Genomic DNA, 15,318 nt, shown 5'->3' on the forward strand with positions numbered 1-15,318 from the left:
TGCTTTCGGGACTTCACGTAGTCTTTCACGAGAACCGGTTGGTCGTTAAACGTACTCATCTTCTCGTACAGAGGCTCGAATCCATTCGCAAGCTCGCCAATTGGAATCCAAATGCTCCGCGGCGTCGCGGCTTGAATCGCTTCATAAGCCAGGCGTTTTATCGGGAAGGATTTTAAGTAAAGCAAGTCAACATCCATAAATATGCAGTCGGGTGCAACCTCTTCTGCCCAGCTAAGTCTATACTAGACATAGCGTCCATCGTATTCTTTCGTTGATAGTTCGGTTGGTAAAGTCATGACGGTTTCGCTCCAAACTGGGATTAAGATGCACAATAGTAATAGAATTCAAGCCATTAGTCTGAAAGTCCTGCTTAACGAAGCCGATATAATAGTATCCCAGTAAAAAGGAGCTACAACATGACAAGCATGATTCTATTCATATTAGCTATCGCCGCACTAGGTGCTTTAGCCGGCATTATGCAGCCCAAGAAAAAGCGCCGAAAGCGATCCGCTAAGAAAGCCGGCCAGAAATCCGTTAGAACTGCTCAGAATCGACGAGTATCAAAAACCATCCGAACCGATGAAGTCATTCTTAAAAGCGCTCTGAACGACCTTTCGGGATTTGAATTCGAGCGTTTGCTGGCCCTCTATTTTAGAGATCAAGGGTATGTTGTCCATGAAGTAGGAGTCGGGGGAAATGATGGGGGAGTCGACCTCGTTATCGTCGATAAACGAGGAGAACGCACTGCCGTACAAGCCAAATGCTACGCGGATCACAATTCGGTCGGCGTCACGGTTGTCCGGGAGCTTGTGGCTGCTAAGAGAAATCATAACTGCGTTCTTTCGTTGCTCGTGACCACATCCGACCTCACTCAACAAGCAAAGAAAGAGGCTGAGCAATTCAAGGTCGATTACTGGCATGGCGGATTGCTTGAACAAAAGCTGCGAAATTGGAGTAAATGGCAACCTACCAAAAAGGGCTCCACAAAAGCGTTAAGCCGATAATAGGATAAGCAGCAGATCTATTAAAAAGGAGTTATCACTGATAACTTCCTACTAAAATAGGGACTGCTGCTTTCATTTTCGTTGTAACTCGTCTTCTCAACCAGTATGTGATTCAATCATTGCATGCGACTCTTCCCCGGCCGTCTGTCCGTCTGTCCGTCTGTCCGTCTGTCCATCTGTCCATAATAATGGGTTTTAGCAATAAGCGTTAGTAACATTCCCTTCTTTAATCCACAGTTCATCCCCCATATTGCTTTGGAGTAAATTCCAAAGTAAAATCATTATAGGAACTCTTGTTCTTATGATGAATTTTTGGAGCGTGAATTAATATTCCAGATGCTGATTTCAGAAGCAAGAGCATGGGGAGAATAAGAGGCAAAAACACAAAATTGGAGCAATCCGTTTCAAAGGCCCTTTGGAGAAACGGCCATCGATTTCGAAAAAACGTCCTATCCTTGTACGGGAAGCCTGATATAGCAATTAAAAAGTATAAAATCGTCATTTTCATCGATTCATGTTTCTGGCATGGTTGTAAGAGCCATTTTAAGTTGCCGTCTAAGAATTCCGACTATTGGTCTAAAAAAATAAACCGTAACATTCAGAGAGACATGGAAGTTACTCAATATTACATCAATAAAGAATGGGTCTTAATCAGGATTTGGGAACATGATTTAAAATCTTGTTTTGATATGGTTATTGAGCAAGCCTGCAAAAAAGTATTTGCCGCTAAACGTCAGACGTTTGATTGTTCATAAATTTTAGAGAATTCATAACTACGATTAGCCACTATAAGCGAACGCCACGTAACAATTCCCGCGGATATGCGACCGCCTGCCGCCGGGCTCCATTCCAACAGTATCGCGTCAGCCGTCGGCCGGATAAGTCGCGATGAACGCGTCGAGGCTGCTCATCACCTTGCCGATTCCCGCGCTTCTGACCTTAGGGTCCTCCGCGATGAGCAGGAATCCCGCCTGCACCCGGCCGTTAAACCACGGCTTCGAGTGGTTGATCCGCTCGGCGGGCGTGAAGCCTTGCCAACAGTAATCGTCATGCTCAAGGTATGGAGTCGTCATCCGATCCTTCGTCTCCCGGACAATGCGTTCGTTAATGCGCGGGCTGATCGCGTCGAACCTGCTTCCGAGCAAATAACGCGTCCATAGCAGCAGTCGCGCCGTTTCCACGGTGGCCAGCCCGACTCCGAATTCCGTCTCGTCCGGAATCCACTCTTGCTTCTCGAACGCCTTCCACTGGCTGCAAGGGCCCGGGAATGCCCATGTCTTCTCTTCGCAGATGGCGAAGATCCCGTTCATTAGTTGATCAAGGTACTCGCCTTCGCCTTCCATGCATTCGGCGATGACGAGAATGCCGAGCACGCTTCTCCGTTCAAAGTAAGCGAGACTGAGAGGCGGCGGACCGCCGCTCGCCGGATAGACGCGATAGTCCGGCATCGTAGGCACCGGCCACGCGTAGTCGGCATAGCGGTCAGCGATCCGCAGCCAACTCTCTCTTTTCTCAGACGGGATCGATCCCCAGGCTTCGCGGTCTTCCGCCTTCGGGAACGGCGCGCAGGGGGCGTCGCCAGAGCCAAGTTCCTCAAGCCGTTCCGAACCGTAACGTTTAGATACCATCATGCCTTCTCCTCCCAAATTCCTACGTCTGCGTTAGAAAACCGCCCTGCTCCGAAGAACAGGACGGCTATCGAACAACGCCTTATTCCTTCACGCTCCCCAGCGTCATGCCGCTCATAAAGTACCGCTGCAGGAACGGATAGACGCACAGCACCGGCACCATGCCGAGGAAGATCTGCGCCGCGCGCACCGACCGGTCGTTCAGCTTCGACAACAAGAGCAGCATCGTTGGATCACTGATCGAAGACATATCCATGCGGACGACGATCGTCTGCAAGTAGCTGGCAAGCGGATAGTGGCTCAGATCGTTCATATAGATCAGGCCGTTGAACCATTCGTTCCAGTGCGAGACGATCGCGAACAGCGTGACGGTCGCAATCGACGGCATCGAGAGCGGGATGATGATCCGCCAGAGCGTCTGCCAGTGGCCGGCGCCGTCGATGAACGCCGACTCCGACAGCTCCTTCGGCAAGCCCCGGAAGAAGTTGAGCATCAAGATGACGTTGAAGATCGGCAGCGCCCCCGGCAGCACAAGCGCCCAGATGCTGTCGAGCAGGTGCAGATTCCGCACGACCATATAGGTCGGAATTAAGCCGCCGGAGAACAGCATCGTGAAGACGAAGAACCAGGCATACCCCGTGCGGAATTTCAGATTCGCCGCTTCCTTGGACAGCGGGTAGGCCGTCAGCACCGTGAGCAGCATGTTGATGCTGACGCCGAGCACCACGCGCTCGACGGAGATGCCCATCGAGACCAGGAACTCATGCTTTCTCGCCACAAACTCGTACGCCTTCCACGAGAAGTCGACCGGCCATAGCGTGACCTTACCCGCTTCGATCGCGGCCGCCGAGCTTAAGGAGACCGAGAACACATTGATTAACGGCAGAATGCTTATAAGAGACAACACCGCGAGGAAGGTATAGTTGAAAACCACGAACAGCTTGCGACTCCATGAGTAATGTTGAACCATGACAATCCTCCCTGCAGCTTGTCAGAAAATGCGATAATTCGCGAAGCGATAGGCCATGACGTACGACAACGCGATCAGGACGAGCGAGATCACCGACTTGAACAGGCCGACGGCGGTCGCCACGCCGTATTGCGCGCTGGCCAGGCCGATCCGGTAGACGTACGTATCGAGGATGTCGCCGGTCGAATAGACGGACGGGTTATACAGGTTGAAGACTTGGTCGAAGCCGGCGTTCAGCACGTTGCCGAGCGCGAGCGTCGTCAGCAGGATCGTAATCGGAACAATCACGGGAATCGTGACGTTAAGCGTTTGTTTCCAGCGGTTCGCGCCGTCCAGGACGGCCGCTTCGTACAACGCGGGATTGACGGCCGTGATGGCAGCCAAGTAGACGACCGTGCCGAACCCGAATTCCTTCAAGACGTCGGTCACGACGAGCACATACGGGAACCACTTCTCGTCGCCGAGGAAGAACACCTTATCGAAGCCGAGCCACGCGAGGAATTGATTCACGATCCCGGACGTCGGCGAGAGCACGTCGAGCAAGATGCCGGCCATGATGACCCAGGACATGAAATGCGGCATATAGATGATCGTTTGGACGGTGCGTTTGTAAACCTTCTTCACGATCTCATTCAATAGAAGCGCGGTAACGAACGGCGCGACGAGGCCGCCGATGATTTTCAAGAACGCGATAAATACCGTATTGCGCAGCACTTCCCGGGTCTCGGACAAGTGATAGATATACTTGAAATGCTCGAGTCCGACCCACTCGGAGCGAAACATCCCTTTCACCGGGATAAAATTCTCGAAGGCGATGACGATGCCGACCATCGGACCGTAGCTGAACAGCAGCACGACGATGATCCCCGGCACCAGCATCAGGTGAAGAGGCCATTCCAGCCTCCAATTTCTGCGGCTCAATCGATTTCCCTCCTGCCTGATTGCAAAGAGGGGATAGCGGCTAGCGGCTAGCCCCTATCCCCCTGCTGCCTCTTATTGGACCATGCCGCTGGCGTTGACTTCGTCGAGAATGCTCTGACCGCCGGATGCCAGCCAATTCGCGGCCCACTCGTCGAAGTAGTCGAGCGGCTTGGAACCCATGATGATCGACGTCATCATCTTGACTTCTTCGTCGCGAAGCGACGGCCCCTTGGAGACCATCGTCGGCGTCGGGTTGCCCATATACGCCGAGGTGAACACTTGGTGGTTGTCGATGTATTGGCCTTGGAGGCTGAATACGCCGCCTTCCGACCACAGTTTGTTCGCGGCCCACATCGTCTTGTCGCCGGCTTCGAATTTGGCTACTTGATCGTAGTATTGCTTTTGTTCATCGTTGAGCGCCGACGTATCGCCGGATTTCTTCGCGGCTTGCACCGCGACCGCCGCCCGCGGATTGTTGCCGGGCAAGCCTCCGTTGATCGGCGAGAGTCCGAATTCGCCGTAGTCTTTGCCGTCCACCGTGACCGTGTGGTACTTCTTGTCGAAGTGTCCGTAGAGCTTCTCCATATACGTGTTGAGCAGCAAGAACGGCGCTTCCGGATGCTCGGACTTCTTGCTTACGACGAAGTAGTGCGAAGGCAACCCGGTCGTGCTCTGCGCGAGCACCGGCTGATCGTCGGACGAGACGAGCGGATAGATGCCCCAATCCGAACCCGGCACGTCCTTGTACATGTTGTTGATCGGCCAGGTCGGCACGAAGAACGAACCGAACGCCATGCCGACTTTGCCGGACGTCACGAGTTCTCCGGACTTGATGCCGTCGATGACGCTGAATTCCGGATAGATCGCGCCTAGCTTGAACAAGTCGGCCAGCTTGCCGAGCGCGGTCTTCACTTCCGGTTGAACGTCGGCCCACTGCACCTTGCCGTCCGCGCCTTTGATGAAGTTCAGGTTCGTGCCGGTCCCCTTGGTCGGGTTGAACGGATACGCGTGGTAGCCGTTGAAGAAGCCGTCCAGGCCGGACCAGCCGTTGAACAAATTGTAGTCGAGGCTTAAGCCGTACGTATCGTTCTTGCCGTTCTTGTCCGGGTCGTTCTTCGTGAACGCCATGGCGATCTTGATAACATCGTCCATCGACTTCGGCGGCTGAAGCCCCACGTTGTCCAGCCAGTCTTTGCGAATATAGATGAGATGGGTATCGGCGGATTCGCCGCCGTCTGCCGGAATCCCCATGAGTTTGCCGTCGATCGTCGCCGCCTTGAGACGCAGGTCGTTGCTGCCTTCGAACGAGCTCTTCGTCAGATCGGACGCGTACTTCGCGTAGACATCGGTCAGATCCGCGATCGTGCCGGCTTCCACGAGGGTCTGGAACTGCTGCGCGTCCACGTTCATGAAGTCGGGCATATCGCCCGAAGCCATCGTGACGGCGACCTTGTTCTGATACTGCTCGGCGTTGACTTTCCAGAGATTCTTCACCTGAATGCCGAGATCGCTTTCGAACGTTTTGGTCCAAATATTCTGATCGAACGTTTCGCCCGGCGGAAGCTCGCCGGCCGCATTGACGGAGCGCACGGTCGTCACTTCGATCGGAGGGTCGTATTTGCCTTCCGGGCCGCTCGGTCCAGAAGCCGCCGGCGAAGCCGCAGGGCTATCGCTTTCGGCTGCGTTCGCGTTCGCGTTCGTCGCTGCGTTTGGCGCGTTGCCGTTGCCGTTGCCGCCGTCGCCGTTGCTGCTGCAAGCCGTTACGGTCGTCAGGATAAGCAATAATGAGAGCATTGCCGAGCCTTTCGCTTTCGCTTTATTTACCACCACCTGCATGCCCCTCCCCTGTATCCCGCATTAAATGCGGTACGCTTTCATTATGAGGCCCCGGCGGCGCGGCGAATATATTAAAGCGATTACATTCCTTATCCTTTTATATCTACTTGAGCGAATCGCGGTATTCCTGAGGGGTCAACAAGGTCGCTTTCTTGAAGAACCGGGTGAAATAGGACGGCGAATCGTACCCGATCCGCATGCCGACCTCGTGAATCTTAAGCGCGCTCTCGCCGAGCAGCCGCTTGGCGCTCTCGATTCTCGTCCGCGTGATGTAGTCGCTGATGCTGTGGCCCGTCTTCTGCTTATACAAGCGGGAGAGGTAAAACGGCGTCAAATAGACGTGCTCGGCCAGGCGGTTCAGCGACAGATCCCCCTCGATATGCGCCTCCACGTACCGATGAAGCTGCTCGACGACTTCGCTCGTCTCCTGCTCGTTGCCGCCTTCCATGCGTTCGAACAGCAGATCCGCCAGCTCGCGGAAAAAGCCGGCAACCTCCCGCCACGAACGATGCTCGCGGATCGAGAACAGCTTACTCGTGACGGCGTGGCCGGCGGCGGCGCCGAGCGCGTCGAACCGGTTCAGATGCGGGATGAAGATCGCGGACAGCTCGTAGAACACCTCGAGCGGCAAGCCCGCTTCCAGCGTCGCCGGCTCGCCGACCGCCTCCGCAATCTCGTCGAACAGCTGCTCGAACTTGGCCCGCTCCTTCTGCATCAAGTATTGGTCGAGCAGCCGGATGCGCTTGACCTTGCTTCGCGCCTTCTCGTCGCCGCTTTCCTTCGCCCGGTCGTCCGACAGCAGCATCTCGCTGCCAAGTCCGAGCCCGCGGCCGAACAGCCGCGACAGCCGTTCGTATTTGGACGCGAGCGCGTCCCACGCGAACGGCTCGCTGGAGACGACGAACGAGCACGCGAGCTTCAAGTACCGGCTGCACGCGTCCTGCATGGATTCGAGCATCCCGAGCAAGTACGCGTGCAGGTCGGCTTCCGGATCGGCTTCCGCGCCTGCGCCGGCGTGCAGCGGCGGCTTGCCCACGATCGCCTGGCGGTACCCCGATTCCGTCTTCGGCTGCAGCAGCCAGACCAGCCGCTCGTGGTCGCCTCTGAAGTACGTCAAGTCGAATTCCACCGCGACGAATTCTTCGAAGATGTTATTGATCGAATACGCGAACAGCACCTTATCGCCGCCCGTCGCATCCTCGCGCCAACGATCGATCCGGCCGACGGCCATGACGACCGGCAAGTCGGGATCGAGCGGCACCTCCAGCTGCGCGAACCGCTCTCTCCGCGTGGCGGGCGGCGAGGCTTCTCCTTCCAGCAGTCCGGTCAAATACTCCTTGCGCAGCGCCGGCAGCGCCAGCTTCAGGGACGAGCGCGCGTTCGCGATCAGTCCTTCGTAGCTCACTTCCTCGGCAATGACGCGAATCGCCTTCTCGACCGAGGCGACGATCGAATCGTCTCCTTCCGTCTTCAGCACGTAATCGATCGCGCCTCCGCGGATGGAGGATTGGATATAATCGAAGTCGTTGTAGCCGGTCAGGAAAATCGACTTGCAGCGCGGCCAGAGGCGCAGCACCTCCTTCTGCAGCTCGATGCCGTTCATCTCCGGCATCTCGATATCCGTCATCAGAATGTCGATGCGCAGCTTCCGCGCGATCGACAGCGCTTCCATGCCGTCGAACGCCTGATAGACCTCGAGCGGATAGTCGGATTGCAAGAACAACTCGCTTAAGCCTTCGACGATGATCGGCTCGTCGTCGACGATCAACAGCCGGTACATGGCAATCACACTCCTTTCGCGTCATTTGGATCCGCCAGATCCGACGGATCCGATGATTCCGCGGCTTTGCCCGGGGACGGGGGCATCGGCAGCCTCAGCGTCGCCTTCATGCCGCCCATTTCGCCGCGGGCGACGGACACGCCGTACGCGGCGCCGAACCGGATTTGCAGCCGGCGGTGCACGTTTAGCATGCCGGTATATTCCATATTCGCGCCCTGATGTACTAAATTCGCTTCGATCCGCTGAAGGTCGGCGTTCGTCAGCCGCTCGCCGTTATCCTCGACCGAGATGAGCAATCGGCCATCCTGTTCGGTCATCGTCACGGCGATTCGGCCGTCCCTGCGCTTGGTCTCGATTCCGTATTGGTACGCGTTCTCGATGAACGGCTGCAGGATCAGCCGCGGTACCCGCATGTCGCCGCAGCCCTCGGGCAGCTCGCTGAAGTCGACGGTAATGCGGCTCTTGGCGAAACGGATGTTCTGAATTTCCACATACGAGCGGGAGTGCTTGATCTCCGCGTCGAGCGGCACCTCGTCGGAGCCGTTGCGGGTAATATATTGGAAGTAGCCGCCAAGATGCTGGCTGAACCGGATGACGGTGTCGTTATCGTGCATCTTCGCCAAGCGGTAGAGGATGAAGTAGGTATTATACAGAAAGTGCGGATTGATCTGCGACTGCAGCTGCTTGAGCTCCGACGTCTGGGCGCGCAGCTTCTGCTCGTACACCTCCTGGATCAGCACCTTCAGATTGTTCGTCATCATGTTGAACCGTTGGAACAAGTAGTAGAACTCATCATGCGTCTTGGGCAGCGGCATCGGCTCCATCTTGCCCGCCTCCACCTTGCGGAATCCGGCGATCATCCGATGCAGCGGCTTGCGGATGAGCTGATAGAGCCAGTACGAGTAAGCGATGATAAAGGCGAGCGAGACGAACGACAGCAGCCACAGCAGCATCCGGTACTTGTCGATCGCGCCGACCATCTCGACTGACGGCACGTAGGCGATCAAGTAATAGCCGAACGCATGCGAACGCTTGTAGGCGACAAAATAGGAGCTATCGCCCGCGGAGAGCTGCGCGTAGCCTTCGTCGGCGCTGTCCGCGGGACGGTTCCTCAAGTAATCGGAAAGCTCGTGCGTCAGCCCTTCGCCGGCCTGATTGTCCAATATCCAGCCATTTTCGGGATGGATGAGCATCGCGCCCGCGTTCTTGTAATCGGAGAAGTTCTGCAGCGACTGCTTCATCATCTCCTCGTTGATCTCGACCGAGAGCACGTACGTGGCCTTCATATTCGGCAGATCGGAGCCGGGATACGCGATCGCCATGAACAGCCGCCCATGCCAGTAGTACTTGCCGACGCCCCGGAGTTTGGATACGGAGGCGACCGCCTCATATTCGGGGCTGATCGCGTCGCTGATCGTTTCATCGCTCGATATCGTCCGCTTCAGCGTCAGAATATGCGCGCTTACGCTCTTGATGTAGGGGTTCGAGCTCTTGATCAGCTGCAGCTTGTCCTGAATGCGCTGCACCGTTTCCGTCCATTCGCCGATCGTCATCGTATTGCTGATGAAGGCCGCGTGTTGGATGTCTTTGTCGACCGCGTACTGCTGCAGCAGCCCCATCATCTGCTCGTTTTCGACCTCCAGCAGGTTGAGATAGAAATCGACCCGCGAATTGAGCGACTTCGACAGTTCCTCGCGGACGCTCTTCTCCCCCAGCTGATTCATCCCGAGGCCGATGCCGTAGATCGGAGCGACCACAAGCAGGAACGCGATGATCAGCTTCGGAAATATCGTCAGGCTCAACCGTCGTTTCCGAAAAACATTCATTTCGAGCCGCCCCTTTGCGTGATAGATTCGGGATGCGATCGCTGAAACAAGCGTAACCGGCTTATCGCCGTCCTACGGGACGACGATCAAACGTTCAGTAGGAGAGGATTCAGCTATGAGTGACGGCCGTCCAGCCCGCCCGGTAAGCAAAGATCGGCCTACGATATAGCAAACAACCGACGACTCTTGCGAGACGTCGGTTGTTTCTCGATGAATGCCTTTCGTTCGGCCGCGAAGCAAGCCGGTTACGGATTAATGATGTCGGTTCCCTTGTAGATCGATACGTCGGACAGATAGACCGAACCCGTGCCGCTGACCGAACCGAGCTCCATGTTGAGCAGCGGAAGCGACGCCAGCCCGTTGTCCGTCGTAATGACGGCCGCGTCGACTACGGGTACCGCCATATCGTCCATATACGCCGAGTACACCAACGTATGGTCGTCCGTATAGTGAACCTTCATCACGAATCGGTGCCATTCGCCCGCGGTAGGCGTTATCGTATGATCCTTCAGCGTACCGTCTTCGACATAGGGCAAATACGCATGACCTCCAGCATATTCGTGCTCCCGCATCAGGCCGAACACGCGCCAGCTGCTGTCGCGCAGCATCAAGTTCGGCACGGCGTCCATGCTGTCCTTGCGGAACTTGTAGTCGATGACGAACTCGCCGTGATTCTTCATGTACGCCAGCAGGTCGGGATCGCCGAACGTAAAGACGGGTTTGCCCGAGTCGGCCTGCAGCACTTTATTCCCGTTATCGTAGCCCGGTTCGCCCTCGGCGGGTTGGATAATCGTGGCATGGCTGTCCGGGTTGACAATCGTGTAGCGATCGCCGGCGAACGGGCCGTTAGCGACACGGTTGAAATCCATGGCAACCAGGTTGTTCGTCGGTTTCGCCCTGTACACCCACACGTCGTCCAGCTCGAACGAGCCGTTGTGGCCTGCGCCGGCGTCGACGATGATTATCGGCTTCGTGTGCGTCAGCGCGTCGGTGATCGCGGTCTCGGCTCTTTGCAGCAGCGCATCATCGTAAGCGATCTCGTAGGTCAAATTCGACGTGCCGGAATCGATTTTGAATTTGGCCTGCAGGCGATGCCATTCGCCCGCGGCGACGTGCGTCACCTGGCCGCTGCCGCCCCAGATCGGCTTGAACGCCGCGTCGCCCTCCCGGGTCACGAGCGGCGACCAGCCTGCCGCCCCGTCCGTCAAATACAGCGCAGGCACGGAGAAGCGATCTTCCGTCTTGAACTTGAAATCGAGGGTATACCAGACATCGGGTTCGTAGCTTCCGCCCGCCAGATCGGGAAGCGCGAAGGAAAACTGGGGCGCCTGGAGCGTGCCCTGAACGTTCAGCACCTTCCCGTCCGTCTCGCCGTTCCCGTTCTTCCCTTCCTCTACCGTAGCATTCGCGCCGTACACGGAAAACCCTGCCGCTTCCGCTTCGCTTGCGTTCAGCTTGCCGGACGTCAATTCGTCAAATTCATTGTCGCGATAAAAGTCGACATCTGCTGCCGAAGGCTTCGGCCCGAAGGTGCGGACGAACGGCACGGGCGGCTCGGCCCCCTTCGCCAGGGAGCCGTTCACGATCACTTCCGGTACCGGAACCGAATCGGTCTCGTAAGGCGCGGTCGGCGTATCGTTGACGCCGTCCTCGAAGCCGACGATTAAGTAGCGCGCCTTCACGTCCGTCTTGCCGGTTGCCCAGGTCAGGTAACCCAAATAACCGTAATTCATAACATTCGTCCAATTCCCGCCCGCAAGCTGCGCCTTCACGCTTGCCGCGGTCTCGTTGCCGTAATTCGGCGACCAGTCCCCGATGGCGTCCGCCGCATAAGCGGCGAACACGCGGCCATGGACCAGCGAACCGGGGCCGTCGAACAGCTGAACGCTGTTCAGATCGAATTCCGATCCGAGATCGATCAAGGCATAGCGATCGCCTTGTCCAGGATCCCAGTAGGTGCCGGCGGCATTAGCCTGGTCCTGCGTCATGCTTTGCGGCTCCTCGAGCCGCATATCGAACATCAGCTTGGGCTCGGAATTGCTCGGCGTCAGTTTATTCACGGCGACGGGATGAATTGCCTTCGGGATGGGCTTGTAGTAATCGTCGTGGCTCACGACGACGAAGATCGGCTTCTCGGTGACGGGAACGGTCACTTTGCCGTCCGCGATCGTAAGCTCTGTGCGATTGCCCCATTGCACCCCGTCCTCAAGCGTCACCAGATAGGCATGCCCCATCCCTTCCGGAATCGTCAGCGTATAATCCTGCTTATTGGCGCCGCCTTCGTCGCCGAGCGCGGTGGGCAGCCACAAGCCGTACACGCCATCGTCGCTTGCGGTTTCCTTGAATTTAAGCACCCATGGGCCATCCAGCCCGCTTTCCCCGCCCTTCTCGACGATCGAATCGAACCGGGTCGTGTTCAAATAATTCTTCATCGTGCCGACGTAATACCAGGACGGCCTCTTCTGCGTCGTCTGATGGGTATTGTCGCCGTCGGCCCGAAGCAAGCCGCTCGTATTGAACCGCGTATCGCGGCTTCCGGCCGCTCCCGCATCGGGCATCATGTACTGCTCCGCGCGGTCGATTCCGGCCGCGGCCAGCATCAGATACTCGCGGACGATCCAGCGTGCCTGCACCTCTTCCGCGTCGAGGCCCGTATTGATCCCCGGATTGTAGGTGACGCCGTTCTTCTCATACTCGATCGTCGCGCTCGACTGCGTCCCCTGCGCGACGTCCCATCCGAATTCGGACAGCCAGATTTCCTTGTCGGCCAAGTATTCGTCGCGCAGCTTCACGAAGTCGGTCATTCGGTCATAGATATGATCCTCTTCGGGGGACATGCCCGTCAGGTGATTCTCGGCGTTCGGATGTTGCACGCCTTCGCCGGCGTAATAATGGCCGTTAATGACATCGAACGGGTAACGGACATAGCCGTCCAGCGAGCCGTTATGCGCCGCCTTCCACTGGTCCTCCGTCCGGTTCTGGTCGAACCACTTCATCATGTCTTCGAAGAATTGCCGCGTCGATTGCCCTTGCCCTGCCGACTCGCCGTTGTAGAAGATGCCGGCCAGTCCGCCCAGCACAAGCTTCGCATTGGGGTCGGCCTGCTTGATGCCGACATCCGGTCCCATGGTCCCCATATGACCGTCGTAATCGGCGCTGGTCATTGCCGCGAATTGCGCGCCGGTGAAATACCCCGCGAGATCTTCCTCGTTCCAATTCTCGTAGTATTCGACGAGATCCATGCCGATCTTCTTGTCCGTTCCGGGCGCAACCTTGACGAGATCGGGATCGAGGTCCTTATTGCTTCCGTAACGCGCCGCGTGCTGGAAGAAGCTTCTGCCGTGCGCCAGGTAAGAGCTAGCTTTCTTCGGGTCCTGGTCTCCTTGCCAGTTCGGCCGCGGATTATCCCTACCCGAATCCGCCACGCCGCCTTGGAAGGTAATGGCGACGCCCACGCCCATATCCTTCAGCGATTGATAGTAGCTGTCGAAGGCGCCCCAGGTGTTGTTGTATTGCGCCACGGGATCCGGGGTCGTGGCCGAGTTGTTCAGCTGGCCGCCGGCCGGCTGGCCGTTGGCCGAATACTCGGTCCAGTTCCAGGTATGATACTCCCGGACGAAGCCGATCGCTTGATTCGCGCTTTGCGTCACGTCGAAGAAGCTGTTGGTGCCGACGAAATGGCCGAACGTGAGCTTCGACGAGTCGAAAGGCGTTACGCCTTCCTGCGGACTCAAGTGCCATTCTTCTTCCGCCGGCGGCTCCTCGCCGAGCGGGATGCCGTACAGCGCGGCTTCGACGATGTTCACGTCGCACGTAAACTGCTTGGAATACGGATCGCCGCTGCCGCCCCACCACGAATATTTCTCGTCGATCGGGATCTTATGGAATCGGAGCGAGCTTGCCGTCACCCCTTCTTCGCCCAGATCGAACTTCACCCATTTGCCCGCGTTGGTGAGCGGGTAGGAAATGAGCTTCTTGTCTCCGGCGTAGACTTCCATCGTGCCGCCCATGACTTCATACGGACTGCTGCCGTCGGCCGTATACGTCGACGGCGCGTACTTCTCGCCGTCATAGAGATCAATCTCGGTCAGCTTGTAATCGCGCAGCAGATTCAGGTTCAGGTTCGTGACGGACGCGTCGACCCACTGGCTGGCCCCGGGAGTCCGCCATGTATTCGCGTTCGCCGATGCCGCGGTATCGATCGGCGGCAGATACGGATTGGACGAGCTCGGCGGCGCCGCCAAGACCTGATCGTATTCGTCGAACAGCTTCTTCTTGTCGGTCGCGTAGTCTTCGCCCTCAAGCATTCTGTCGGTGACGTGAATCAGAATGGGCTCGTCGCTCTCGTCGGGCGGCGTCTGCGTCGGCGGCGTATACACCGTTCCCGGCGTCCCCGGCGTCTCGTCGGACGATTCGTCCGCGGTCAGAACGAAGGTGACGCTGTCGGGAGACTGAGCCGTGAATACCGACGGCTTGGGCCCCTGAACCGAAACTTGGCCCGCCGCTTGGTAGATGTACATCTGGTTCTCGGACACATTCCCGTCCACCGCCACGTTGGCGGCGCCGGTCACGTAGATGCGGCCCGACACCTGCACGTCTTCCAATTGGATCTCCGCGTCGGGGCTGCTTTGGGCGATGTACAAATCGCCTTTGACTTTCATATGGCTCAGCTTGACCTTGGAGGCATTGACGAACAGGTTGCCTGCCACGTCCTGCGAGTAGGTCAGCGTGGACCCTTGGTCGCCTTTGGCGGGTTCGTTCACGATCACCGCCGCGATCCGATCCAGCAGCGTGACCGCCTCCGCGATGCTCATGGCGCGCCGCGGTTGAAACTCGCCTCCGGTCGTACCGTTCAGGAGACCCTTGTCCCGGCTGACGCCGATGGCGTTCCTGCTCCAGGTCGACATCTCGCGATAATCCGGATAGGACTGCGCCTGATCGGAGGTTGCGCCAGCCAGACCCAGCGTTCTCAGAATGGAGACGGCCGCCTCTTCCCGGTTAACCGGGTCGTTGGGGCGAAAAGAATGATTGAATCCGGTGAGAATGTTGGCCGACGAGGCCAGCAGGACGGATTCGTAGTACCACGCCTCTTCGGCCACGTCTTTGTAATCCGCAGCGCCGGTTTCCGTGTAGCCGAACAATTGGCCGAGCAGGGCCGCCCATTCCGCCCGTGTGATCGACTTGTTCGGGTTCGTTACCGGATTCGCCAAGATGTTGAAATATCCGGCCTCGGCCCATCGGTTCAATGCTTTGGCCGCCCAGTGCCCGTCATAGCCGGAACCGGCTGCAACGCTCTGAAGCGACGGGGCCGCTGCCCCTCCGGACCCGCCCGTAACACCGGAGCCCGCTGCGA

Annotated in this window: 9 protein-coding genes; 2 read left to right on the forward strand and 7 right to left on the reverse strand. The window is 57.5% G+C overall.

The window, feature by feature from the left end; all coding sequences use genetic code 11:
* Positions 1 to 416 precede the first annotated feature (416 nt).
* Together I8J29_RS13110 and I8J29_RS13115 are read left to right on the forward strand one after the other, a co-directional pair.
* The gene (locus tag I8J29_RS13110; protein ID WP_208848039.1) at positions 417 to 1,004 is read left to right on the forward strand and encodes a restriction endonuclease; all 588 of its coding nucleotides are present in this window, start codon (positions 417 to 419) and stop codon (positions 1,002 to 1,004) included.
* Positions 1,005 to 1,333: 329 nt separating this feature from the next.
* Entirely contained in the window at positions 1,334 to 1,759 is a 426-nt protein-coding gene (locus I8J29_RS13115; protein ID WP_338113145.1) for a very short patch repair endonuclease, read from the forward strand.
* 108 nt (positions 1,760 to 1,867) lie between these two features.
* Here I8J29_RS13115 and I8J29_RS13120 read toward each other — a convergent pair whose 3' ends face one another.
* From I8J29_RS13120 to I8J29_RS13150, 7 genes are all read right to left on the reverse strand, one after another.
* Entirely contained in the window at positions 1,868 to 2,635 is a 768-nt protein-coding gene (locus tag I8J29_RS13120; RefSeq protein WP_208848040.1) for a hypothetical protein, read from the reverse strand.
* Positions 2,636 to 2,714: 79 nt separating this feature from the next.
* Positions 2,715 to 3,602, reverse strand: coding sequence for a carbohydrate ABC transporter permease (locus I8J29_RS13125; protein ID WP_208848041.1), 888 nt, complete (start codon positions 3,600 to 3,602; stop codon positions 2,715 to 2,717).
* Between the two features lie 21 nt (positions 3,603 to 3,623).
* A complete protein-coding gene (locus I8J29_RS13130; protein ID WP_240546148.1) occupies positions 3,624 to 4,523 on the reverse strand; it encodes an ABC transporter permease in 900 nt (299 codons plus the stop codon).
* Between the two features lie 72 nt (positions 4,524 to 4,595).
* The gene (locus tag I8J29_RS13135) at positions 4,596 to 6,353 is read right to left on the reverse strand and encodes a type 2 periplasmic-binding domain-containing protein (RefSeq protein WP_208848042.1); all 1,758 of its coding nucleotides are present in this window, start codon (positions 6,351 to 6,353) and stop codon (positions 4,596 to 4,598) included.
* Between the two features lie 109 nt (positions 6,354 to 6,462).
* Positions 6,463 to 8,139, reverse strand: coding sequence for a response regulator (locus I8J29_RS13140; protein WP_208848043.1), 1,677 nt, complete (start codon positions 8,137 to 8,139; stop codon positions 6,463 to 6,465).
* A gap of 5 nt (positions 8,140 to 8,144) precedes the next feature.
* Positions 8,145 to 9,965, reverse strand: coding sequence for a sensor histidine kinase (locus I8J29_RS13145; RefSeq protein ID WP_208848044.1), 1,821 nt, complete (start codon positions 9,963 to 9,965; stop codon positions 8,145 to 8,147).
* A 245-nt stretch (positions 9,966 to 10,210) separates the two neighbouring features.
* Positions 10,211 to 15,211 carry an S-layer homology domain-containing protein gene (locus tag I8J29_RS13150; protein ID WP_208848045.1) on the reverse strand — a complete coding sequence of 1,667 codons (5,001 nt, stop codon included), beginning with the start codon at positions 15,209 to 15,211 and terminating at the stop codon, positions 10,211 to 10,213.
* Positions 15,212 to 15,318: the final 107 nt, after the last annotated feature.

Origin of the sequence: Paenibacillus artemisiicola (genome assembly GCF_017652985.1) — a bacterium.
Classification (GTDB): domain Bacteria; phylum Bacillota; class Bacilli; order Paenibacillales; family Paenibacillaceae; genus Paenibacillus_Z; species Paenibacillus_Z artemisiicola.

Bases quoted from the DNA above. Each gene is read 5' to 3' on its own strand.
- I8J29_RS13110 (WP_208848039.1), top strand. From the start codon at position 417: ATGACAAGCATGATTCTATTCATATTAGCTATCGCCGCACTAGGTGCT.
- I8J29_RS13140 (WP_208848043.1), bottom strand. From the start codon at position 8,139: ATGTACCGGCTGTTGATCGTCGACGACGAGCCGATCATCGTCGAAGGC.
- I8J29_RS13120 (WP_208848040.1), bottom strand. From the start codon at position 2,635: ATGATGGTATCTAAACGTTACGGTTCGGAACGGCTTGAGGAACTTGGC.
- I8J29_RS13145 (WP_208848044.1), bottom strand. From the start codon at position 9,965: ATGAATGTTTTTCGGAAACGACGGTTGAGCCTGACGATATTTCCGAAG.
- I8J29_RS13125 (WP_208848041.1), bottom strand. From the start codon at position 3,602: ATGGTTCAACATTACTCATGGAGTCGCAAGCTGTTCGTGGTTTTCAAC.